Source organism: Mycobacterium persicum, assembly GCF_002086675.1.
Classification (GTDB): Bacteria; Actinomycetota; Actinomycetes; order Mycobacteriales; family Mycobacteriaceae; genus Mycobacterium; species Mycobacterium persicum.
This window is the reverse complement of the sequence record NZ_MVIF01000011.1, coordinates 41,573-64,997: the sequence shown is the minus strand read 5'-3', so window position 1 is coordinate 64,997 and position 23,425 is coordinate 41,573. Positions and strand designations below refer to the sequence as shown.

General features: G+C 67.1%; 19 protein-coding genes and 1 pseudogene. 13 read left to right on the top strand and 7 right to left on the bottom strand.

What is annotated here, in order from left to right; genetic code table 11:
* The first annotated feature begins 10 nt into the window (after positions 1-10).
* From BST40_RS06075 to BST40_RS06045, 8 genes are all read left to right on the top strand, one after another.
* The gene (locus tag BST40_RS06075; protein WP_083153784.1) at positions 11-1,180 is read left to right on the top strand and encodes an acyl-CoA dehydrogenase; all 1,170 of its coding nucleotides are present in this window, start codon (positions 11-13) and stop codon (positions 1,178-1,180) included.
* A 439-nt stretch (positions 1,181-1,619) separates the two neighbouring features.
* Entirely contained in the window at positions 1,620-1,790 is a 171-nt protein-coding gene (locus BST40_RS30000) for a hypothetical protein (RefSeq protein WP_158006355.1), read from the top strand.
* A complete protein-coding gene (locus BST40_RS06070; protein ID WP_075547763.1) occupies positions 1,787-3,043 on the top strand; it encodes a PPE family protein in 1,257 nt (418 codons plus the stop codon). Before BST40_RS30000 ends, BST40_RS06070 begins: the two co-directional genes overlap by 4 nt.
* A gap of 485 nt (positions 3,044-3,528) precedes the next feature.
* A complete protein-coding gene (locus tag BST40_RS06065; RefSeq protein WP_089025027.1) occupies positions 3,529-4,692 on the top strand; it encodes a PP2C family protein-serine/threonine phosphatase in 1,164 nt (387 codons plus the stop codon).
* Positions 4,689-6,305 carry a sensor histidine kinase gene (locus BST40_RS06060; RefSeq protein WP_083153780.1) on the top strand — a complete coding sequence of 539 codons (1,617 nt, stop codon included), beginning with the start codon at positions 4,689-4,691 and terminating at the stop codon, positions 6,303-6,305. The genes BST40_RS06065 and BST40_RS06060 overlap by 4 nt, the downstream gene beginning before the upstream one ends.
* Positions 6,302-6,742 (top strand): response regulator, encoded by a 441-nt coding sequence (locus tag BST40_RS06055; RefSeq protein ID WP_075547766.1) that lies wholly within the window; start codon positions 6,302-6,304, stop codon positions 6,740-6,742. The genes BST40_RS06060 and BST40_RS06055 overlap by 4 nt, the downstream gene beginning before the upstream one ends.
* A 247-nt stretch (positions 6,743-6,989) precedes the next feature.
* Positions 6,990-8,090, top strand: a complete 1,101-nt coding sequence (gene pstS, locus BST40_RS06050) for a phosphate ABC transporter substrate-binding protein PstS (protein WP_089025024.1) — start codon at positions 6,990-6,992, stop codon at positions 8,088-8,090.
* A gap of 21 nt (positions 8,091-8,111) precedes the next feature.
* On the top strand, positions 8,112-10,100 hold the full coding sequence (locus BST40_RS06045) for a serine/threonine-protein kinase PknD (protein ID WP_083153778.1): 1,989 nt from the start codon (positions 8,112-8,114) through the stop codon (positions 10,098-10,100).
* 5 nt (positions 10,101-10,105) lie between these two features.
* Here the strand turns inward: BST40_RS06045 and BST40_RS06040 are convergent, their stop codons facing one another.
* The 3 genes and pseudogenes from BST40_RS06040 to BST40_RS06030 form a co-directional block, all read right to left on the bottom strand.
* Positions 10,106-12,346, bottom strand: coding sequence for a SulP family inorganic anion transporter (locus BST40_RS06040; protein ID WP_083153776.1), 2,241 nt, complete (start codon positions 12,344-12,346; stop codon positions 10,106-10,108).
* A gap of 233 nt (positions 12,347-12,579) precedes the next feature.
* Positions 12,580-13,764 carry a CoA transferase gene (locus BST40_RS06035; protein ID WP_089025023.1) on the bottom strand — a complete coding sequence of 395 codons (1,185 nt, stop codon included), beginning with the start codon at positions 13,762-13,764 and terminating at the stop codon, positions 12,580-12,582.
* A 70-nt stretch (positions 13,765-13,834) separates the two neighbouring features.
* Positions 13,835-14,275: pseudogene (locus BST40_RS06030) on the bottom strand (class I SAM-dependent methyltransferase); the annotation flags it as partial.
* Between the two features lie 111 nt (positions 14,276-14,386).
* On the opposite strand from BST40_RS06030, the gene BST40_RS06025 reads away from it, so the two are divergent.
* Complete coding sequence (locus BST40_RS06025) at positions 14,387-15,061, top strand: cation efflux transmembrane domain-containing protein (RefSeq protein ID WP_075547771.1); 675 nt, start codon at positions 14,387-14,389, stop codon at positions 15,059-15,061.
* Between the two features lie 86 nt (positions 15,062-15,147).
* Here BST40_RS06025 and ctpC read toward each other — a convergent pair whose 3' ends face one another.
* Together ctpC and BST40_RS06015 are read right to left on the bottom strand one after the other, a co-directional pair.
* Positions 15,148-17,304 (bottom strand): manganese-exporting P-type ATPase CtpC, encoded by a 2,157-nt coding sequence (gene ctpC / locus BST40_RS06020; RefSeq protein ID WP_075547772.1) that lies wholly within the window; start codon positions 17,302-17,304, stop codon positions 15,148-15,150.
* A gap of 10 nt (positions 17,305-17,314) precedes the next feature.
* Positions 17,315-17,596 carry a DUF1490 family protein gene (locus tag BST40_RS06015; RefSeq protein ID WP_075547773.1) on the bottom strand — a complete coding sequence of 94 codons (282 nt, stop codon included), beginning with the start codon at positions 17,594-17,596 and terminating at the stop codon, positions 17,315-17,317.
* 293 nt (positions 17,597-17,889) lie between these two features.
* Here BST40_RS06015 and BST40_RS06010 point away from each other — a divergent pair, with 293 nt between their 5' ends.
* Positions 17,890-18,177, top strand: a complete 288-nt coding sequence (locus tag BST40_RS06010) for a hypothetical protein (RefSeq protein ID WP_241780270.1) — start codon at positions 17,890-17,892, stop codon at positions 18,175-18,177.
* Positions 18,178-18,269: 92 nt separating this feature from the next.
* Here BST40_RS06010 and BST40_RS06005 read toward each other — a convergent pair whose 3' ends face one another.
* A complete protein-coding gene (locus BST40_RS06005; RefSeq protein ID WP_198929534.1) occupies positions 18,270-18,986 on the bottom strand; it encodes a TIGR03089 family protein in 717 nt (238 codons plus the stop codon).
* On the bottom strand, positions 18,974-20,455 hold the full coding sequence (locus BST40_RS06000; protein ID WP_425270692.1) for an LCP family protein: 1,482 nt from the start codon (positions 20,453-20,455) through the stop codon (positions 18,974-18,976). The genes BST40_RS06005 and BST40_RS06000 overlap by 13 nt, the downstream gene beginning before the upstream one ends.
* Before the next feature lie 64 nt (positions 20,456-20,519).
* On the opposite strand from BST40_RS06000, the gene rfbD reads away from it, so the two are divergent.
* Genes rfbD through manB form a run of 3 tightly spaced genes read left to right on the top strand, consistent with a single transcriptional unit; the run spans position 20,520 to position 23,398 of the window.
* Positions 20,520-21,410, top strand: coding sequence for a dTDP-4-dehydrorhamnose reductase (gene rfbD / locus BST40_RS05995; RefSeq protein WP_083153770.1), 891 nt, complete (start codon positions 20,520-20,522; stop codon positions 21,408-21,410).
* Between the two features lie 16 nt (positions 21,411-21,426).
* Positions 21,427-22,317, top strand: a complete 891-nt coding sequence (locus tag BST40_RS05990) for a glycosyltransferase family 2 protein (protein ID WP_075547776.1) — start codon at positions 21,427-21,429, stop codon at positions 22,315-22,317.
* Position 22,318: 1 nt separating this feature from the next.
* The gene (manB, locus tag BST40_RS05985; RefSeq protein WP_075547777.1) at positions 22,319-23,398 is read left to right on the top strand and encodes a mannose-1-phosphate guanylyltransferase; all 1,080 of its coding nucleotides are present in this window, start codon (positions 22,319-22,321) and stop codon (positions 23,396-23,398) included.
* Positions 23,399-23,425 lie beyond the last annotated feature (27 nt).

The window sequence follows — 23,425 nt, the reverse complement described above, 5'->3', positions numbered from 1 at the left end:
GGAGGCCGTGATGGCTGGTTGGGCGGGAAATCCGTCGTTCGATGTGTTCCAGCTGCCCGAAGAGCACCAGGAGTTGCGGGCGGCGATTCGCGCGCTGGCGGAAAAGGAAATCGCTCCTCACGCCGCCGACGTGGACGAGAATTCCCGGTTCCCGCAGGAGGCGCTCGATGCGCTCAACGCCTCGGGCTTCAACGCGGTGCACGTGCCCGAGGAGTACGGCGGCCAGGGCGCCGACTCGGTGGCGGCCTGCATCGTCATCGAGGAGGTCGCCCGCGTCGACGCGTCCGCCTCGTTGATTCCCGCGGTCAACAAACTGGGCACCATGGGCCTGATCCTGCGCGGCTCCGAAGACCTGAAGAAGCAGGTGTTGCCGCAGCTCGCCGACGGCACGGCGATGGCCTCCTACGCCTTGAGTGAGCGCGAGGCCGGCAGCGACGCGGCGTCGATGCGCACCCGCGCCAAGGCCGACGGCGACGACTGGATTCTCAACGGCGCCAAGTGCTGGATCACCAACGGCGGCAAATCGTCGTGGTACACGGTGATGGCGGTGACCGACCCGGGCAAGGGCGCCAACGGGATCTCGGCGTTCATGGTGCACAAGGACGACGAGGGCTTCACCGTCGGTCCCAAGGAACGCAAGCTCGGAATCAAGGGTTCGCCCACCACGGAGCTGTACTTCGAGAACTGCCGCATCCCGGGTGATCGGATCATCGGCGAGCCGGGCACCGGTTTCAAGACGGCACTGGCCACCCTGGACCACACCCGTCCCACCATCGGCGCCCAGGCCGTGGGAATCGCCCAGGGTGCCCTGGATGCCGCCATCGCCTACACCAAGGACCGCAAGCAGTTTGGCGAGTCGATCAGCACCTTCCAGGCCGTGCAGTTCATGATCGCCGACATGGCGATGAAGGTGGAGGCGGCCCGGTTGATGGTCTACACCGCCGCCGCGCGCGCCGAGCGCGGGGAGCCCAACCTGGGCTTCATCTCCGCGGCGTCGAAATGTTTTGCCTCCGACGTCGCGATGGAGGTCACCACCGACGCGGTCCAGTTGTTCGGCGGCGCCGGCTACACCGTCGACTTCCCGGTCGAGCGAATGATGCGCGACGCCAAGATCACTCAGATCTACGAGGGCACCAACCAGATCCAGCGCGTGGTGATGTCGCGGGCGTTGCTGCGCTGAGCAGGGTCGAGTCGGTTCACCGCACCGGATCCGCGGGCCGGTACCGCTGGCTGCGGTCGGCAAGCTCGTTGGAGCCGCCGCCGATTCTGGTCAGCCGGTCGACGTTCTGGGAGGCGCTAGCTCCAGTGCGGGGCCACCTCGTGATGCATCGCTGCCCCGCCAGCACACCGGGTATAAGCTAAATCGCCGACGCGGACGTGCGCACTTCGGGTAAATTCTGCCAATTTCACATCGCTTCTGGATGAGACACGCCCCGGTCCGCCGGCCTGAAAATCGCCCTTCTCGACTTGATAACTTCCATTGAAGATTCGAGTGCCTGAATCTATTGACACCGCCTTGCTGGACCCGTCGCGCCATGTTGCAATCAATCAACCAATTCGGTGCCGATGAGTTCGGATGCGGCGCCTGAAGCCCTGAAAGCATCGGAAGAGGTGTGGTCTTGACGCTGCGGATGGTTTCTGGGGATTCGGCGGGCGCGGCCCCGTCGGTGCCGAGTACTCGGTTGGCGGCTGCGCACGGTGTCGCTGCGCCGGTGATCGCCGGGGCCGGTCATGCCGCCGGCGATATTGCCGCCACCGTCTCCAATGCTCCCGCGGCTGATCTGGCATGAGTTCGCCGATCTGGATGGCATGCCCGCCCGAGGTGCATTCGGCATTGCTCAGCGCTGGTCCGGGGCCGGCTGCGGTGCTGGCGGCCGGTGAGCAGTGGTCGTCGCTGAGTGCCGAGTACGCGGCGGTGGCCGAGGAACTGACCGTGGTGCTGGCCGGAGTGACCGGCGCGGCTTGGCAGGGTCCCAGCGCGGAGCTATGCGCGGCGGCCTATATTCCGTATCTGGCGTGGTTGCTGCAGGCCAGTGCCGACAGCGCGGGTAATGCGGCGGTTCATGACGCCGCGGCCAGCGCCTATGTCGGTGCGCTGGCGGCAATGCCTACCTTGGCTGAGTTAATCGCCAACCACGCCACCCATGCGGTGCTGGCGGCCACGAATTTCTTTGGTATCAACACGATCCCGATTGCGCTCAATGAAGCCGATTATGTGCGGATGTGGATCCAGGCCGCCACCACCATGGGCGTCTACGAGACTGCCTGCGTAACCGCACTGGCCGCCGCACCTCACGCCGTTCCGGCTCCGGCCATTCTCAAACCCGGTACCGGTGCGGCCGCCGACACCGCGGCCACGATCGCCCAAACTCTCAGCCCATTTCCCTGGCAAGAAATCATGGCGTTCCTGGATTATGTGGGCAAGCTGTTGTGGGAAGTCCTTCCGACATTCCTCTCGGAGCTCATTCCCGTCGGCTTGGCTTTTCTCTGGATAGCCTTGGCCGTCCTGAGTTTCAATGTGATTGGACTAATTTTCCAGTTGATAGCAGACATCCCACTTTTCTTGGAGTTTGCCATTAACGGCTTCTCGATATTAGGGCTGCTGACGTACGGTGTCGTTGGTGTCATAGGAATTATTGTTGAATGGGTCTTCGGGAATTTGTTTGGTGTCGTTCCATTGTTGGCGGAGTTCGCCGCTGATCTTGCTCCGGCAGTGGCCGGTGCTGCTGGCGCACCGTTGCTCGGATCCGTGGGTGCGGCCGTTCCGGTCGCTCAGCTGGCTTCGGTGGCTCCGGTAGCGGCGATGGCGGTGGATGTGGTGGAGCCGGTAACAGGTGCGGCGGTGGTGTCGCAGGCCCAGCTGGTGTCGGCGGTGGCGGCCGCCGATCAGGGGGCCGGCGCAATCGGGTTTGCCGGGACGTTGGCCAATAGGACTGCGATGCCAGCCGCTGGTTTGGTCGGTGTTGGTGATGAGTTTGGCGGCGCGCGGCTGCCGATGCTGCCGGCCGGTTGGATGCCGGCGTTGGTCGGCGTCGCGGGGTGAGGTCTTCGGCCGACAGCAGTTCGAAGGCATGAGTTGAACGCAACGGTGTGGCTGTCACGGGGGAGCCGAATCGATCGACCAGCGGCCACAACCGACGCGGCGCTGCGTTCGCCGACCTAACGGGCTCCCGACTGGACGGCAGCATCGAGAGTCGTGCAATCCGAGGGCGCCAACCATCCAGCGGGTAGTGATGTCCAGGGCGCTGCTGCGCTGACATTTCCTGCCCACGCCCGACGACGGCGGTTCACGCTCAGGATCCGCCAGTAAAGTCGAGCTCGCAGCGCTGCCGACCGTCGGGGTGGGAGGCAGACGTCGGCACAACCGGGGACCGGCTATCGTCGGTCATCGTCGGACTCGAGCAAACGGGTACACCGCGGCCAGGGGGAGTGAGGTAGAAGGCGTGGTTATCTGTGCGCGCGCCACGTAAGCGCGACCTGACGCCTGTGCCGGGTCCCGGCATCGCCCCCGCGGCGCAACGGCAGTTGTTGTCCTTGCTGCTGATCGAAGACGATCGGGCCGACGCCGTCCTCGTCGAAAACCTGATCGCCGACGCGCTCAGCGATATCGAGGTGAGATGGGCACCCTCGGTGGCACACGCCGAGCGTGAGCTGGACTCCGCCCGGCCCGACTGCGTGCTGCTGGATTTGAACCTTCCCGACGCCAACGGGATGGACGCGCTTGACCGCATCGCCAAACGCGACACCAGCGTCCCGATAGTCGTGCTGACCGGCCTCAACGATGAGTACTTCGGCGCTACCGCAGTGGCGGCGGGTGCGCAGGACTACCTGGTCAAGGGGCGGGTCGAACCCGAAATGCTGCGCCGCGCATTGCTGTACGCGATCGAGCGCAAGCGTGCCGAGCTGATTGCCGCCGACCTGCACGCCAGCCGGCTTCGAGCGCGGGAGAATGCCCTGCTCGAACGTGGCCTGCTGCCCTCCCCGCTGCTGCTCGACCGCCCCGGCGTCGACATCGTCGCCCGGTACCGGCCCAGCCGTGAAGACGCCTTGCTGTGCGGGGACTTCTACGACGTCGTCCAAACCCCGGACCGGGTCGTCCACGTACTGATCGGCGACGTCGCGGGACACGGGCCGAACGAGGCGGCCCTGGGTGCGGCACTGCGGATCGCCTGGCGTGCGCTGACATTGGCCGGCGTCGACGGCGTCGACCTGATGCGGCGCCTGGAGCAGGTGTTGCGCGCCGAGCGCTCCGGCGACGGGGTGTTCGCGACGGTGCTCAGTCTGACCATCCCCGCCGGTCGGTCAGGCTCACCCGATGGCGGCCGCATCAAGGTGATCCGGGCCGGTCATCCCGGGATGTTGTTGCACGGCGGCGGCACCGTGGAATGGCTCGAGCCACCGGCCGGCCCAGCCCTGGGCCTGCATCTCGACAACTGGCCGCGGCATGAGTTGGCATTGCCGGCCGGCCACGGGCTGCTGCTGATCACCGACGGGCTGTTCGAGGGATATTCGGGATCGGGCCGGGAACGCCTCGGTGAGGACGGCCTGCTAGCGCTGGCCCGCTCGCACGCGGCGCTGCCCGGTCCCGCATTCGTCGACGCGCTCATCGACGGAGCGCAGCAGCGCGCCCAGTCGCTCGGCGGACTCACCGACGACATCGCCGTGCTACGGGTGGAGCGCACGATCCGATGACTGCCGGCGGGATGGCATGGCGCCGAATAGAACTCACCGTGCGGGGATGGCAAGCGCTGGTGCTGGCGGTCATGGGCATGATGGTGCTCACGGGAGCGGTGACGGGTGCGATATTGCTGAATCGCACCGACGAGTTGTCGCGCCAACTCCGCGACGACATTGCGCCGTCGCGGGTAGCGGCCTGCCAATTGCAGTCGGCATTACGAGACCAGGAAACCGGCATCCGCGGCTACCTGATATCGGCCGACAAGCAGTTCCTCGGTCCCTACTACGAGGGGCAGCGCGCCGAGCAGGCCGCCGCCGACGACATCCGCCGGCGACTGGCCCACCACCCTGAACTGCTGGCGGACTTGGACGCGGTCGAAAACGCCGCCACCGCCTGGCGGACCAGCTATGCCCAACCGCTGATCGCGCAGGTCACCCCGGACACTCCCATCGTGGTCAACGGCGCCATCGTGGCCATAGGCAAGGCCCAATTCGACCGGCTCCGTGAACTTTTCGGCGTGCAGAACCAGCATCTGGCGCAGGCCCGGGCGCAGGCGGCCGACCGGCTTGCCCACATGGACGTCTGGCGCAACCGGGTGCTGGCCGCGATGGTGCTGGTGTTCTTCGCCACGGCGGCGTTGCTGGGGCTGTTGACCAGACGGGCGGTCACCCGTCCGCTGGCTGCGCTGGCGCGGGCATGCCGGCGGGTCACCGAAGGCAACTTCGGCGAAGCCATCACGCCGCCCAGCAGACCCAAAGACATCCGGGGCATCGCCGTCGACGTCGAGAACATGCGGCAGCGCATGGTGGAGGAGCTCGAGGCGTCGCGTACGGCCCGGGCGCAATTGGATGAGCAGGCCCTCGAGTTGCGGCGCTCGAACGCCGAACTGGAGCAGTTCGCCTATGTCGCGTCCCACGATCTGCAGGAACCGTTGCGCAAGGTCGCCGCCTTTTGTCAGCTGCTCGAAAAGCGATACGCCGATCAGCTCGACGAGCGCGGCCTGGAATACATCGGCTTCGCGGTCGACGGAGCCAAACGCATGCAGGTGCTCATCAACGACCTGCTCAGGTTCTCCCGGGTCGGCCGGTTGGGCACCACGAGCACCGACGTCGACCTCGACACGACGCTGGACGCCGCCCTGGCCAACCTCGCCACCGCGATCGAGGAATCAGATGCCCACATTGTGCGACCCGCCGAGCCGCTGCCGTGGGTGGTGGGGGACCCGACGTTGCTGACGATGTTGTGGCAGAACCTGATTGGCAACGCGGTCAAGTTCCGGCGCCCCGACCGGGCGCCGCGGGTCGTCATCGACTGCCGCCGGGGCAGCGGCGAACGCGATGGTCGGTGGCTGTTCAGCGTGACCGACAACGGCATCGGCATCCCGGAGGAATTCACCGACAAGGTCTTCATCATCTTCCAACGGCTGCACGGCCGCGACGCTTACGGAGGAACGGGCTTGGGTCTTGCGTTGTGCCGCAAGATCGTCGAGCACCACGGCGGCGTCGTCTGGATCGACACGTCTTTCACCGATGGAACGCGCTTCCAGTTCACGCTACCCATTGCCGCGCCCGCGGCGCCGCGGATGCCGACGGAAATTAGTGCCCTCCCCGGAAGGAACACCACATGACATCGGCAGGCCGCCCCATCGATATCCTGCTCGTCGAAGACGACCCGGGTGACGAGCTCATCACTCGAGAAGCGTTCGAGCACAACAAGGTCAAGAACAGGCTCCACGTCGCGCGCGACGGGGAAGAGGGGCTTGATTACCTCTACCGGCGCGGTGAGTTCCACGATGCGCCCCGACCCGATTTGATCCTGCTCGATTTGAACCTGCCGAAGTACGACGGTCGGCAGTTGCTCGAGAAGATCAAGTCGGATCCCGACCTGTCGCGCATCCCGGTCGTGGTGCTCACCACCTCCGCGGCGGAGGAAGACATCTTGCGCAGCTACAAGCTGCACGCGAACGCCTATGTCACCAAGCCGGTCGACCTCGACCAGTTCATGACCGCGGTTCGGCAGATCGATGAGTTCTTCCTGCAGGTGGTGCGGCTGCCGTCGAGCTGAGTGGTTGCCGCTCAACGAGATTCGAAGGTGCCGGCGGGCAAGCCAGCAGCTGTCCGGCGGCGATCAGCAGCCCCACGAACACCAAATCGGATGGGTCAGATGACCCACGGGCGATCCGGGGAGGCCCCTTGTCAGAGTTTCGTTTTCCGGCGAAGGTTTACTATGTTCACCTTTTCGTTCATACGTCTCGCAGGAGCGGTTCCGGCTCGGCTCGCGACCTGTGGCGGCGACGGTGTAGAGGAGTGTCGTGACGTCCAACCGACGTGGTGGCCCTAGCGGCCTGGTGAGTGTGCTGACCGCGGCCGCGCTGGTCTTCTCGGCGTGCGGCGGTCACACCGACACCGCAGCCACGAAGATCGAGTGCGGCGGCAAAAAGGAACTCCAGGACGCCGGTTCCACCGCGCAACAGAATGCGATCGAACAATTCGTCTACGCCTACATCCGGGCCTGCCCCGGTTACACGCTGGACTACAACGCGAACGGCTCCGGGGCCGGGGTGGAGGAATTCGTCAACAACCGGACCGATCTCGCCGGCTCCGACGTGCCGTTGGACCCGTCGACCGGTCAGCCCGACCGGGCCGCGGCCCGGTGCGGTTCGCCGGCGTGGGATCTGCCGACGGTTTTCGGCCCGATCGCGGTGACCTACAACGTCAACGGAGTGAGCAGGCTGAATCTGGACGGGCCCACGACCGCAAAGATCTTCAACGGCACCATCACCCGATGGGACGACCCCGCGATCAAGGCCCTCAACGCCGACACCGGCCTGCCGCCGACGCCCATCCACGTGATCTTCCGCAGCGACAAATCGGGGACCACGGCCAACTTCCAGAAGTACCTCGACGGCGCGTCCGACGGCGCCTGGGGCAAAGGCGTCGGCGAGACGTTCCACGGAGGTGTCGGTGACGGCGCCGCGGGCAACAACGGCACGTCGGCGCTGCTGGAGACGACCGACGGGTCGATCACCTACAACGAGTGGTCATTCGCCGTGGGCAAGCAGCTGCACATGGCCGGCATCATCACCTCGGCAGGCCCGGACCCGGTGTTGATCACCACCGATTCCGTTGGCAAGACGATCGCCGGCGCACGTTTCCAGGGGCAAGGCAACGACCTGGTGCTGGATACGTCGTCGTTCTACAAGCCGACACAGTCCGGCGCCTACCCGATTGTGCTGGCGACCTATGAGATCGTGTGCTCCAAATACCCGGACGCGGCAACGGGTAAGGCGGTAAAGGCGTTTATGCAGGCCGCGATCGGCCCCGGCCAGGAGGGTCTGGAGCAGTATGGATCCATTCCACTGCCGAGCTCGTTTCAGGCAAAGCTGGCGAAGGCGGTCAATGCTATCTCGTGATCGGGTGAAGGGAGCGCGGCCGTGACCGATGCGCAGGCGGGGGCGCGGTTCGGGCCCTATGAGTTGCGGCGATTGCTGGGCCGCGGCGGTATGGGCGAGGTCTATGAGGCCGAGGACACCCGTAAGCGCCGGGTGGTCGCGCTGAAGTTGATCTCGCCGGAGTTCTCCGGTGACCCGGTGTTTCGTGCCCGGATGCAACGTGAGGCCGACGCCGCCGGACGGCTAACCGAGCCACACGTGGTGCCCATCCACGACTACGGCGAGATCGACGGCAAGCTGTTCCTGGAGATGCGGCTGGTCAACGGCACCGACCTGGCCACGCTGTTGAAGCGGTCCGGGCCGTTCAGCCCGGCACGCGCGGTGGCCATCGTGCGCCAGATCGCCGCCGCGCTGGACGCCGCCCACACCACCGGCGTGACGCACCGCGACGTCAAACCGGAGAACATCCTGATCACCGACGACGACTTCGCCTATCTCGTGGACTTCGGTATCGCCCGCGCGGCCACCGATCCGGGGCTGACCCGGGCCGGGATCGCCATGGGCACCTACAGCTACATGGCTCCGGAGCGATTCACCGGCGACGAGGTCACCTATCGCGCCGACATCTATTCACTGGCCTGTGTGCTCAACGAATGCTTGACCGGGTCACCTCCGTATCCGACCGACAGCATCGAACGGGCCGTCGGCGCACATCTGACCCAGCCCGCCCCGCAACCCAGCCGGTTGCGACCCGGGCAGGTCCCGCAGGCGTTCGACGGGGTGATCGCCAAAGGCATGGCCAAGGATCCCGGGGAGCGCTACCGCAGCGCCGGTGAACTGGCCGCCGCCGCCCACCAGGCGCTGAGCGGACCCGAGCAGGATCAGGCCACCACAATTTTGCGGCGGTTGGACCCCGACGCGCCCACGCCGGTCGGACCGGGATCCGTATCGGGCTACCCCGCACCCGGCTCCGCGGATATCCCGCTGGGTCCGGCCCAGCCGTCGCCTCGCGCTGAGACGATGGCTGCGCCGGTGCCACCGCGCGCCGGCAGCTGGCGGGACCGGCCCGGACCCGAGCCGCCCGCGGGTCCGGCCGGGCCACCCGGGTTCGGCCAGCCACCGGGCGCGCCGGCGCCCGACTTCGCACCGGGTGCGCCGCGACCCCGTTCCAAGCGCAAGCTGTGGATCCTGCTGGGCGCCGCGGCACTGCTCGTCGTCGCCGCCGTCGGGTATGTGGTAACCCGGCCGTCGCACCCCTCGACACCGGTGTCCGGGCAGACGGTACTGCCGTTCAAGGGCATCGACTTCCGGCTCTCGCCCGGCGGGGTGGCCGTGGACAGCGCCGGCAACGTCTACGTCACCAGCGAGGGCATGTACGGCCGGGTGGTGAAGTTGGCCAACGGGTCGAGCACCGCGACGGTGCTGCCGTTCAACGGGCTTTACCAGCCTCAGGGCTTGGCGGTTGACGGCGCCGGCGCGATCTACGTCACCGATTTCAACAACCGGGTTGTGATGCTGCCTGCCGGCTCGAACAGCCAGACGGTGCTGCCGTTCGACGGCCTCGATTACCCCGAAGGGGTCGCCGTCGATGCGCAGGGAAGTGTGTATGTCGCCGACCGCGGCAACAGCAGGGTGGTGAAGCTGGCGGCGGGTGCCAAGACCCAGACCGTGCTGCCGTTCGACGGCCTCAAGAATCCCGATGGTGTGGCGGTGGACGGCGCCGGCAACATCTATGTCGCCGACACCGACAACAACCGGGTGGTCAAGCTGGACGCCGGATCCAACAACCAAACCGTGCTGCCCTTCCGCGAACTCTCCGTGCCGTGGGGTACCGCCGTGGACTCGGTCGGCAATGTCTATGTCACCGAGCACAACAAGAACGATGTGGTGAAGCTGGCGGCCGGCTCGAACACCGCGACCGTGCTCCCGTTCACCGGGCTCAACACCCCGTTGGCGGTGGCGGTCGACGGCTCGGGGAATGTGTACGTCGCCGACCGCGGCAACGACCGGGCGGTCAAGCTGACGCTCTGATGCCGCTACTGCGCGCCGGCCGGCTCTTCCAGGCACACGATGCCGCTGCGGTCCACCTCGTGCACCCGGCCCGTGGAGAGGTCGAAGAACATCCCGACGATTCGTACCGCGCCGGACGCCAATGCCGGGGCCAGGATCGGGTTTCGGGCAAGTCTTTCCACCTGCACTGCCACGTTGACGATGGCGAGCTGGTCAGCTTCGGTGAAGCCGTTGGACACCGCGCTCAGCCGCGCGGGATGGTTGTCGCGGAATGCGGCCAGGCTCTCGTGTGCATGTTGCAGCCAGTGACCCATGGGACCCGGCGGACTGGTCGGCTGCAGCAACACGTTCAACGCGTGGCATGACGAATGTCCGCACACCGCAACTGAACTCACGTCGAGTTCGTTGATCGCGAAGTCGAGGGCGGCGTCCACCGAGCACTCGGCGGGATCGGTCGGTACCAGGTTGCCGACGTTGCGGATGATGTAGAGGTCACCAGGACGGCTGGCGGTGATGACGTCCGGCATGATCCGGGAGTCGGCGCAGGTGAGAAACAACGTGTCCGGGTTCGGCGGATCCGTCAGGGCGTGCACCTGGTGGTGCAGTGCTCGGGCGCCGTTGCGGTGGTACTCCTCGACGCCGTGCAGGATGGAAGCACGCTCGGGATGCTTGTCGCGCCGCGACGGCCAGGCAACATCCCGCAATGACTTGGGCGCGAAGTGACGTTTCGGCGGACTGCTGTGCGCGCTGATCATATTCGCCGGCGACGTCTCGATGATGGCGACCGATCCGCCGGTCGCCTCGTGCGCGGTTTTCCAATCCGAAATCGCCTCGGACACCGCGTGATCGATGTAGTCCGCGTTCAGGTGTAGCGTCACGTCGGTTCCCCGCGGCAGCGTCGAGAGTACGTGGGTCAGCCGGGGCAGGAGCAAGAAGCTCAGCGTGCCGTCCATGTCGACCCGCCAGTGCTTGGCCTCTGCCCCCACCGGCTTGGCCTCGATGGGCGCACGCACCACCCGGACCAGCAAGAACAGGATCGCGACCGCAAGCCCGATAGCCACACCCTCGAGCAGGTTGAGAAATACGACACACACGATGGTGATCGTGTAGATGACGAAATTGCCGGTGCGCAAGGCCATTCGGATGTGAGCCAACTTGACCAGCTGGGCGCCGATCACGATCAGCAAACCGGCCAGCGCCGCTTTGGGGATGAGTTCCACCAGGTTGGTGAACAGCGACGCGAACAGCAGGATCCATACCCCGTGCAATATCCCCGACATCCGGGTTCGGGCGCCGGCGGCCACATTGGCCGAACTGCGCACGATGACCCCGGTGACGGGCAGCCCGCCGAGGAATCCGGACACCATATTCGCGCTGCCCTGCCCGATCATTTCCCGGTTGAAGTTGGTGCGCGGCCCCTTGTGCAGCTTGTCGACACCGACCGCGCACAGCAGCGATTCGACGCTGGCGATCAGGGCGATGGTGAGGATACCCACGGTGATCGCGCCGATCTCCTGGGTCCACGGTCGGCCGTCGGGTGACATGTCGGGGAGATTCGGCAAGCTGATAGCCTCGAAAAAGTTGCCGGACAAGGTAACTCGCTCGACGTCTAGTCCAGTGACCTGTGCGAGCGCGGTTGCCGCCACGATGGCCGCCAGGGCCCCCGGAACCATCCGCGCCTTGGCCGGAAGCTTCGACCACAACAGCAAGATGGCGATGACGGTGCCGCCGACGATCACCTCGTGCAGTTCGTGATGCAGGATGCCGTTGGGCAGTGCCACGATGTTCTGCCACGCCGAACTCCGGGACGACCCACCCACCAGCACGTGAATCTGCTGCAACGCGATGGTGATGCCGATGCCGGCCAGCATGGCGTGCACCACCACCGGAGCAATGGCAAGCGCGGCGCGGGCCATCCGGCTCACGCCGAAGGCGATCTGCAGCGCACCTGCGCCGATGGTCATCAGGCATAACATCGGCCAGCCGACCTGTTCGATCAGGCCGGCGACCACCACGGTCAGACCCGCAGCCGGTCCGCTCACCTGAACCGACGACCCGCCAATGGCCCCGGCGACAATGCCACCTACCACCGCGGCGATTAATCCGGCCGCCAGCGGAGCGCCCGAGGCGATCGCGATCCCCAGCGACAGCGGCAACGCGACCAGAAAGACGACGAGCGACGCCGGAACGTCGTGCCGCAGGTTGACCAAGATCGACCGTGATCGAGTTTCGGTACGTAAGGCGGAGTCCTGGACAGCGGCGCTCATATCGTGGCTCCTCGAAGCGATCAAAAGGTCGGCGGCGGCAGAACCGCTTTCCCTCGTGCCGACGCCCCTGCTGCCCACCGGCTTGAAAGAGAGTTCATATTGGGTAAATGGCGAATATGTGAAGTGACGGAATACGACCATGTAATCCTCTACGCGGCTCTCTACGAGGTCAGCGCGGGGCAGGTCAATTCATCGGTAACTCAAAGAAAGCTGTGGACCGTGACACCTGGACTTTAGGGTTCGGTCAGAAACATGTCGTTGTGCTCGCCGGGGGCCGGCGGGGGGTCGGTGACCACCGCGTTGAAGCTCGAATAGCGCGCCGGCGTTCGGATCACGGTGACGGCGTCGTCCCCGCGGCCGACTTCGACGGCTAGCTGGTTCTCGGCGAACAGCGGGGTGTCGACGACCTGTTTCCAGGTATAGGGCAGGCAGGCCATCAGACCGCCCTCTTGCAGCAGCTCAACCCATTCGGCGGCGGTCTTGGCGGCCAGTGCCGAGTGAAGTTCGTCGGTCAACTCGTGGTAGTGGATCGCCCGCGCGCGCTGGTCGATGAACCGCTCGTCGTCCAGGAGATCGGGCCGGCCGATGAGCTGGCACAGCTTGTTCCAATGCTTGGGCACATAGGCGCTGATCAACAGGTATCCGTCGGCGGCGCGGAACGCGTCGGACGGCTGGGTGGCAAAGCCGACCCCTTTACGCCGCTTGGCTTGCGGCGCGGAATCGGGCTTGGGCCGGTCGCCGCTGGTCTTGTTCAGATGCATGGTGAGCTGGTTGGCCTGCAGGCCCACCGCGACGTCGTACATGGCCACCCGGACGGTGTCGGCCACCCCGTGGCGCTCGCGGTTGAGCAGCGCGGCCAACACCGCCTGGGCCAGCACGTGGCCGCTGGCGTTGTCGACCAGTTGGAACGGGATGATCTGCGGTTTGCCGTCCGGTGTGGGCATCCCGGTGGTCATGCCGGCTTCGGCGGCGACCATCAGGTCGACACCGGGCCGGTTGCCATGCGGGCCGTTGCCGCCGAACGCCGACAGGCGCGCATAGATCAGTTTCGGGTTGCGGGCTCGCAAGTCCTCGGGCCCCAGGCCCATGCGTTCCATGACGCCCGGGCGAAAGCCTTCCAGCAGCACGTCGGCGGTGTCGGCGAGCCGCAGTATCTGCTGCCTGGCCGCGCCGGTGGTCAGGTCCACCGTCACCGATTTCTTGCCCCGGTTGTTGGGCAAGAAATACGTGGGCAGCGGCGGACGTCCGGGAAGGACCGCGGTGATGTGGCGAGCCGCCTCACCGCCGGGCGCCTCGATCTTGATCACCTCGGCGCCCAAATCGGCCAGCACCTGTCCGGCCAGCGGACCGGCGACGTTCTGGGTGAAATCGAGGACCCGAAACCCGTCGAGTGGCTTGGCAGGTATGTCGTTCCGCATCGGCGAACCCTTCCCTGTTTCCCTCACGTGTGGCCGCCTGCCGGCGCAGCGCCGCCGTGCAGTAGTAGTTCTCGGCAAGTGCGGTGGTCTTGAAAGCGAAGACTTGCGCCACGTCGATCTCGAAGACCGTCGTTCCCCTCGCCCAGGGCGGCCGGTATCCGCGGGTGTCCAGCCCGGAGGTCAGGATGACGACCTGGCGGATGCCCGCGGGCATCCCGTCGTGTTGGGCCGCGACGAAAAACGCGTCGATGTAGCGGGTGCGCGCCGCCTGCTGGTCGGTCATCCGCTGCATGCCCCACGGGGCATCGGGCAGGTCGACGTCCTCGGGCCGGAGTTCGTCGCTGGCCCACCGGATGAAGAAGTCGATGCCGACAGCGCGCACCAGCGGTTCGGCCAACGGGTCGTCGATCAGGGCGGCCCGGGTGGCGCGGGCGCGGCTGGCCGCCACCATGGTCGCCGTGGCACCCACGCTGGAAGCCAGGTCCCAGGTGTCGTTCTCGGTGCGCCCCATCTGCGATCTCCTCGACGGCCTATTGGTCAGTCAGACTAATTGCCATCACTTCGGTCACAGTGGGCCGGTCGAAGCGGGCGTCGGGCAAGGGTTGCCCCTAACATCGTCGGGATGGACACCGGGATCTCGCAGACCGACCACTGCCACGGGGTGACGCCCGCGACGCCGACGACCGGGCGGGACTCCGAATGGCAGCACAACGCGGTGTGGGCGCGCCGGCTGGCGTGGGTCAGCCTGGCCGTGCTGCTCGTCGAGGGCGGCATCGGGCTGTGGCAGGGCCTGGCGGTGCGATCCGTGGCCTTGACCGGGTGGGCTCTGGCCGGCGGCTCCGAGGGCCTGGCCAGCGCCATGGTGCTGTGGCGCTTCACCGGCGACCGCACCCTGTCCCAGACCGCCGAGCGGCGCGCGCAACGCGGAGTCGCGGTGTCGTTCTGGCTGACCGCCCCCTATATCGCCGCCGAGTCCCTGCACCACCTGGCCGGCCGCCAGCACGCCGAAACCTCGGTGCTGGGCATCGCGTTGACGGCCATCGCGCTGGTGCTGATGCCGATTCTCGGCTGGGCCAACCACAAATTGGGCGCCCGTCTGAAATCGGGGGCCACCGAAGGCGAAGGCACCCAGAACTATCTGTGCGCCGCGCAGGCCGCCGGGGTGCTGCTGGGCCTGGCGATTACGGCCGGCTGGCCCGGCGGCTGGTGGGTCGACCCGGTCATCGGGCTCGCCATTTCCGGTGTGGCGGTGTGGCAGGGTGTCCGGTCCTGGCGGGGTCACGACTGCGGCTGCTAACGCGCTCGGCGTGACGCGAGATTGCCGCCAGGGTTGTGGTAGGCGGCTCATCCACAGCCATGACGGCAATCTCGGCGTAACCGGTTTCAATCCAGGCGGTAGCGGATCAACCGAGAGCTGTTGGCCACCACCGCCACCGACGACGCGTTGTGCAGGATGGCGGCCAGCACCGGGGACAGCGCGCCGCCGGCCCCGATCAGCAGTCCGGCCGCATTGACGGCGATGGACATGCCGTAGTTCTGCCGGATCACTTCCACTGCCCGACCACCCAGGTCTCGCACGTCGAGCAGCCGATGCAGATCGTCGTTGGCCAGCGCCACATCAGCGGTCTCGACGGCGACGTCGGTTCCGGCCAGCCCCATGGCGATCCCGATGTCGGCGGCGGCCAGCGCAGGGGCGTCGTTGACGCCGTCGCCGACCATCCCGACGACGTAGCCGTCGTCCTGCAGTTCGCGCACCACCTCGAGCTTGTCCTCCGGCATCACCTCGGCGCGCCACTCGTCGATGCCCAACTCCTCGGCGACCACCTTGGCGATGTCGGGATGGTCACCGGTGAGCATGACGATGCGGCGAACACCGTTGTCCCGCAACTCCTTCAGCACCTCGGCCGCCTCGGGCCGTACCTCGTCGCGCAGGCTGATCAGCCCCACCAGCGTGCCGTCCACGGCCAGCAGCAGCGGAGTCTCGGCCTGGCGTCGCAGGGTGTCGACCCATTCCGATGCCTTCTTGGAGACCTTGACGTTCTCCGACCGCAACAGCGACGGGCTTCCCAGTAACAGGGTCCGACCGTCGGCCCAGGTTCGCATGCCCAGGCCGACCAGCACCTCACACTCCTCGTGCGGCGGGATGCTGATCCGGCGTTCCTCGGTCGAGCGGATCACCGCTTCGGCCAGCGGGTGCCGGGAGTGGATTTCCGAGCTGGCGGCATAGGCCAGCACCTGTTCGGGCTCCCAATCCTTATGCATGGCAATGATATTGGTGACCACCGGCCGTCCTACGGTCAGCGTCCCGGTCTTGTCGAACACGATCGCGTCGACCCGGCCGGCCTGTTCCAGGTGCGAGCCGCCCTTGATCAGGATGCCGCGGCGCGCCCCGTTGCCGATCGCCGCGCTGATCGCCGTCGGGGTGGACAGGCCCACCGCACAGGGGCAGGCGATCAGCAGCATGGTCATGGCCCGCCGGACGTCCCCGGTGATCAGCAAGGTGATCGCGGACACGATGAACGAGGTGGGCACGAAGCGGCGGGAGAAGTTCTCCCCGACGGTTTGGATCGGAGCGCGATCCTGTTGCGCCTCTTCGACTCTGCTGATAATGCGGCCGATCGTGGTTTGGTTGCCCACGGCCTGGGCGCGCACCACCAGGCGCCCGCGCACCACCACCGAACCCGCGTGCACGTGCGTCCCGACCACGACGCTGACCGGGAGGTTCTCCCCGGTGATCGCCGACTGGTTGACGATGGCCTCGCCGTTGACCACCTCACCGTCGACGGGGATGGCGACATGGTCGTGCACCACCACCTCGTCGCCGATCTGCACGGTGTCGATCGGCACCTGGACTTCAGCGCCGTCCTGCAACCGGATCCAGGCGGTGTCCTGGTTGCCGCGCAGCAGCTCAGAAATCGCCCGCCGGGTCCGTCGCAGCGTCAGATCCTGCAGGTACTCACCGATATTGAGCAGCCACAGCACGGTGAGCGCGACGACGTTTTCCCGCAGGATGAGGCTGGCGACGGTGGCCGCCGAGACCAGCGCGTCGGTACCCGCCTTGCCGGAGCGCAGCGAGCGCAGTGCGCCGCGTAGGAACGGGTAGCCGGTGAAAATGGTGACGCCGGTGGCGACCATCCGGCCGCTGGGGCCCAACAGCGGCGGCTGCTTGAACACATAGCGGCGCACCCCGAGCAGGGCCAGCGCCGCCCCGCCGATGACCATGCGCAGCACGTCGGCGTTGCGGATTTCCGAGGAATGCGGGGCCCGCGCCGGAATGAACTCGGCCGCGACCTGCTGCGCGTCGTTGATCGCCTGCAACACCGCCGAGCGGTCGCAACGCCGCGGCGAGTACCACACCACGACCGACCCGGTGCGCGGGTAGGCGTGCACCACCCGCACTCCGTTCTGCTTGGCGACGGCCTCTTCGACCGCAACCGCCCGGCGGGAATTACCGCGCACCCAGCCGACGTGGACCCGCATGCGCCCGGCCGCATCGGAAACCACTTGGTGAGGAACGGATTGAGGAATTGCCAGCGTCATCTCGAGTGGCTCAGTGGTCGTGGTCGTGGGCGTGAGCAACGGCAGGAGTGGGCGCCTCCTCGCCGATGCGCTCCCGGGCCTCGGCCATCACGTCGGAAATCTTGAGCCTGGCCGATTCCGCGGCCTCCTCGGCCTTACGAGTGCCACGCAGACCAAGCTCTGCGGCCGACACGGCGGTCTGGTGCAACGGGGCCTTGGCCGCCATCTTCTTCAACACCTCATAGGCGGTGACCCCGGCCAGACCGGTGATCACCGTAGTTGCTGCCTTCGCAAAGATCGCCTGCACTGCCATTGCTTGAACCTCTCTATTGGTCGTGTCGTCACCCTGTGGGCTAGGTTGCGGTGCCGAAATTAACATAGAAATATGGCAATATCAATATGTATTGCCGTTCGGGTGTCGAGTCTGCGAACGTCGGTGTCGGTCGCCGACACCTTCGCACGCGGCGCAGGAAATCGGCGTCTGTCGGTAACCGGTACGAGTCCGCGTTCCCTCCGGCATAGTTGGGATCGGTAGCAATCCGGCCGCACTGGAATGGCTTCAGGCAGGCGCGTCATCGGGTCGCGCCGGGCGCAAGGGAGACACCCATGAACGGACTGCGGGGACTAGCGGGCACAGTGGCCGCCAGTTTTGCCGTGGCGGTATTCGCATCGGGCACTGCCCAGGCGGACGGCCCTAGCTACCAGGGTGGGAACTGCCCGCCGGGAATGACCTGCACGCACTGGTTCCCCGGTGACCCCCCTCCCCCGGGAAGTCAGGTGCTCAGCTGGGACTGGAATGTTCCCCACGACTGGTACTGGAATTCCGAAGGCATTGTCGACGTGATGACCAAGACCATGTACCCGTGGAGGGGCAGCCCGCACCCGACGCCTTAGCTTTAGCCCTGCTTTCGCCGGGTGCAGCGTCCGGCGCTCCGCCCGGTTGGTTGCGGCAGATCTTGTCCGCCATGCCACCGGTTGGTGGGTGGTTACAGGACACGGGTGACCTTTTCGGTCTCAATCCGGCGTTGCAGCACCCCGGCGTCGGGATTGGTCACCTGTACCAACGAGGCGCCGACGACGAAAACCGCGAGCAAGCCGTCCACCAGCTCATCGGGTGTGGACCAGGACGCGCTGGAAAGCACCCGATCGTTTGCCGTCAAACCTCTTGCCGTCGCGGAGTTTTCGCAGTCGGCCAGCACCTGGGCCACCGATCGGCCGGCCAGCGCCGGCCCGGGGTGGCGCTCGGCAATGATCTGGTCGCCGTGGACCCGTACCGCCGTGGCGTAGTCGGTGACCCCGATCGGGAGGTCGGGCGCCGGCCGGCCGAACGGATCCATCGACAACACCGCCACCTCGCCGCCGGCAACCGCCGCATCGGCCTCGTCGAGCCGCGGCGCGGTGCACAGAGCCAGATCGGCCGGGCCGTCGAGCACTACCTCGGCGCCGATCCACCACACCCCGAACAGCACGGCCGCCGTTTGCCAATGTGCCGGCAGCAACACCGCGACCCGGCTGGCTGGCCCGGCGGCCAGCTCGTCGCGCAGCAGGTTCCCGGTCTTGGCTGCCCAATTCGCCAGGGTCGCCGCTGACAGCTCGATGCGCTCGCCGGTCATGTCGTCGTAGTAGGTGATACGGGGGCCGACCGGATCGGCTCGCAGCATCGGGTCGAGGATCGCTGCCGACAGCGTGGTCAGTTGATGCACTCCGGATTATCTGAGCCCGCGGTCAGGATCGGCGAGGGCGGGGGAGCGGTGTCCGAGGTGCCGGCATTCCCGGAATTCGAAGCGCGGGCAGGCGTCATGGTGCCGCTCGAGTTAGCCCCAAGGCCCGAGCCCGGTCCGGTGTAGTCGTTGGCCAGTACCACCCGGACCGTTCCCGGTGGTACGGACGAGTCGGCGACGATCGGTAGCCCGCCCAGTTCCTTGGCCACCTGCTGCGCGCCCAGGTCGTCGGTCTTGGGGGCCCGCACCTGGCTGCCCTTCACGTGGCCGCTGTCGTTGTTGCCCACCGAACCCGTGCCGAATCCCTTGGCGCTCAATACTTCCGAAACAGCTGCGGCCAGTCCGTTGATGTCGGTGTCGTTGGCCACGTCCGCGGTGGTCTTGGCCGGGGTGTAGGCCAGCTGCTCGGTCTTGCCCTCGTCCTGCTCGTGCAGCAGCCCACCCACCCAGTCGGCCACCTGGTGCGGGTCCACCCGCACCACGCTCTGCATCCCGTCGTCGCTCCAGCCGGCGCCGTCGAGCACCGGGATGGTGGCAAAGGCGACGTTGCCGCCGGACAGGCTCTGCATCTGCTTGACGAAATCCATGATGTCCCAGCCCGACGACAACACCACCGAGCGCTGCACGGCCTGCTCCAGCCGCTTGAGCGTGGCCGGGCTGGACAGCGTCTTGCCGGAGATGACCCGGTGGGCGAGCGAGGCCATCACCGCCTGCTGGCGCACCACCCGGTCTAGGTCGCCGCGCGGCAACTCGTGGCGCTGGCGGACGAAGCTCAGCGCCTGCGGACCGTTGAGCTTCTGCCGCCCGGCCGGGAAGTCGGCGCCCGAAAGCGGTTCGTAGACAGGTTCTTTGAGGCACACGTCGACGCCGCCGAGCGCGTCGGCGATCAACGCGAAACCGAGCAGGCCGATCTCGGCGTAGTGGTCGACCGTGACGCCGGTGAGTTCGGCCACCGTCTTGATCAGCGCCTCGCGACCGGCTTCGGTGCCCGCCGCCGCCGCCTCGGCTGCAGAAGCGCCGGCTTGGACCAGTCCGGCCCGCTTGGCCTCCCGGGTCTGGCCGTAGACGCCGTTGATCTTGGTCTTGCCCAGGCCGGGGGCCTGGACGTAGGAGTCGCGCGGGATGGATATCGCGGTGGCCGACTTCCCGTTGTTGGGGATGCGGATCAGGATGATCGTGTCGGTGTTGGTGGCTTCCTCGTCGCCGGCGCGCAATGTCGCCAGTTCCTCGGCGGACAGCGGGTTGCCGTGGGCATCGGTGCGGCTATCCAGGCCGACCAACAAGATGTCGATCGCCCCGTCGTCGCCGCCGTGGCCCAGCGAGGGCGCGGACATGTGGAAGATGCCGTCTTCGAACGACCGGACGTTGGTCCATGCCAATCCGGTGCCGAGGACGACCGCGACGGCCGATGCGGTGCACACCGCACGAACCACACGTTGCACAGGCATCACTGTAGGCTACTTGCGTCACAGCTACTTTCCGGGTAGCACGGGTCGGCGTGCCAGACTCAAACGCATGTCGGGCAGGATCGTGATCAGCGGTGCGGGCGGGCAGCTGGGCCGCGTTGTGGCTGCGCAGGCGGGCCTCGCGGGCCGCGAGGTGCTGGCGCGGACGTCGTCGCAATGGGACATCACCGACCCGGGCGCGGCCGACCTGATCATCCGAAACGGCGACATCGTGCTCAATTGCGCCGCCTACACCGACGTCGACGCCGCCGAAAGCGACGAGGCCCGCGCCTACGCCGTCAATGCCATCGGGCCGGAAAACCTCGCGCGTGCCTGCGCGCGTGTCGACGCCCGGCTGATCCACGTCTCGACCGACTACGTGTTCAACGGCGACTTCGGCGGCGCGCCGCCACATCCCTACGAGCCCGGCGACGCAACCGCGCCGCAGAGTGTGTATGCCCGCAGCAAGCTCGCCGGTGAACAAGCGGTGCTGGCGGCGTTGCCGGAAGCCGTCGTGGTGCGCACCGCGTGGGTCTACACCGGCGGGGACGGCACGGACTTCGTGGCCGTCATGCGCCGGCTGGCCACCGGTGACGGCCCGGTAGACGTGGTCAGCGACCAGACCGGATCACCGACCTATGTGGCCGACCTGACCGCCGCGCTGCTGGAAGTGGCCGGCGCCGGCGTACCCGGCGGGGTGTTACATGCCGCCAACGAGGGTGCGGTCTCCCGGTTCGCCCAAGCTCGCGCGGTGTTCGAAGAATGCGGCGCCGACCCGGGGCGGGTGCGCCCGGTCAGCAGTGACCGGTTCCCGCGGCCCGCGCCGCGGCCGAGCTACTCGGCGTTGGGTGGGCTGGCCTGGGCCGCGGCCGGCTTGACCCCGCTGCGGCCCTGGCGCAGCGCGCTGGCGGCGGCCCTGGCGGCAGCTTGCGGCGCAGCCCCGGGACATCCCACGCCATGACCGTTACCCTCTACGCGTGACTGACGTCTTGCCGGTCGTCGCGGTGACCTATTCGCCGGGCCCGCACCTGGAGCGGTTCCTGGCGTCGTTGTCGCTGGCCACCGAGCGTCCGGTCGGTGTGTTGCTGGCCGACAACGGCTCCACCGACGGAACACCGCAGGCGGCGGTCGAGCGCTATCCCAACGTGCGGCTGCTGCCGACGGGAGCCAACCTCGGCTACGGAACCGCGGTGAACTTCACCGTTTCCCAGCTCGACCGGCTCGGTGAGGACTGGCTGCCCGACTGGGTGATCGTGGCCAACCCGGATGTGCAATGGGGGCCGGGCAGCATCGATGCCCTGCTGGGCGCCGCCGAGCGCTGGCCCAATGCGGGTGCGCTGGGTCCGCTGATCCGCGACCCCGACGGCTCGGTGTACCCGTCGGCACGCCACCTGCCGAGCCTGATCCGCGGCGGCATGCACGCGCTGCTCGGACCGGTATGGCCGGGTAATCGGTGGACGAAGGCCTACCGCCAGGAGCATCTGGAGCCCAGTGAGCGGGCGGTCGGTTGGCTGTCGGGGTCGTGTCTGTTGCTACGACGCTCTGCCTTCACCCAGGTGGGCGGGTTCGACGAGCGCTACTTCATGTACATGGAGGACGTCGACCTGGGCGATCGGCTCGGCAAGGCCGGCTGGCTCAGCGTCTATGTGCCGTCGGCCGAGGTCCTGCATCACAAGGGGCACTCGACCGGACGCGACCCGGCGACGCATCTGGCGGCGCATCACCAAAGCACCTACATATTCCTGGCGGATCGCCATGGCGGCTGGTGGCGTGCGCCGCTGCGCTGGACGCTGCGGGGATCACTGGCGGTGCGTTCTCGTCTCATGGTGCGCAGTTCGCGCCGGAAACTAGTAGAAGGGCGGCACTGAGTTGGCAGGTCGGCAAGTCGATGCGGTGATCCTGGTCGGCGGCAAGGGCACCAGGCTGCGGCCGCTGACGTTGTCCGCGCCCAAACCCATGCTCCCGACCGCCGGGCTGCCGTTTCTGACCCATCTGCTGTCGCGCATCGCGGCGGCAGGGATCGAACACGTCATCCTGAGCACGTCATACCGGGCCGAGGTGTTCGAAGCCGAATTCGGCGACGGGTCCAAGCTGGGTCTGCAGATCGACTACGTGACCGAAGAGCATCCGTTGGGCACCGGCGGCGGCATCGCCAATGTGGCTGACAAGTTGCGCTACGACACCGTGATGGTGTTCAACGGCGACGTCCTCTCCGGGGCCGACCTGAACCAACTGCTGGAATTCCACGACACCAACCAGGCTGACGTCACCCTGCACCTGGTCCGGGTGGGTGACCCGAGGGCCTTCGGCTGTGTACCCACCGACGCCGACGGCCGGGTCACCGCCTTTCTGGAGAAGACCGAGGATCCGCCCACCGACCAGATCAACGCCGGATGCTATGTGTTCAAGCGCGAGATCATCGACCGGATTCCCCGGGGCCGCGAAGTCTCGGTGGAACGCGTGGTCTTTCCGGCATTGCTCGCCGACCCCGACGTCCGGATCTGCGGCTATGTCGATGCCACGTACTGGCGGGACATGGGGACACCGGAAGACTTCGTGCGCGGGTCGGCTGACCTGGTTCGCGGCATCGCTCCGTCGCCGGCCCTGCACGGCCATCGCGGTGAGCAGCTGGTGCACGACGGCGCGGCGATCTCGCCCGGGGCGCTGCTGATCGGCGGCACGGTCGTCGGGCGGGGCGCCGAGATCGGTCCCGGCGCCCGGCTGGACGGCGCGGTCATCTTCGACGGCGTCAAGGTGGAGGCCGGCAGCGTGATCGAGCGATCGATCATCGGCTTCGGCGCCCGCATCGGGCCCCGGGCGCTGATCCGCGACGGCGTGATCGGCGACGGCGCCGACATCGGCGCGCGCTGCGAACTGCTGCGTGGCGCCCGGGTGTGGCCCGGGGTCTCCATTCCCGACGGCGGCATCCGCTACTCGTCCGACGTCTGAGCTTGTTCGCCGTCGGGCGTGACGCTG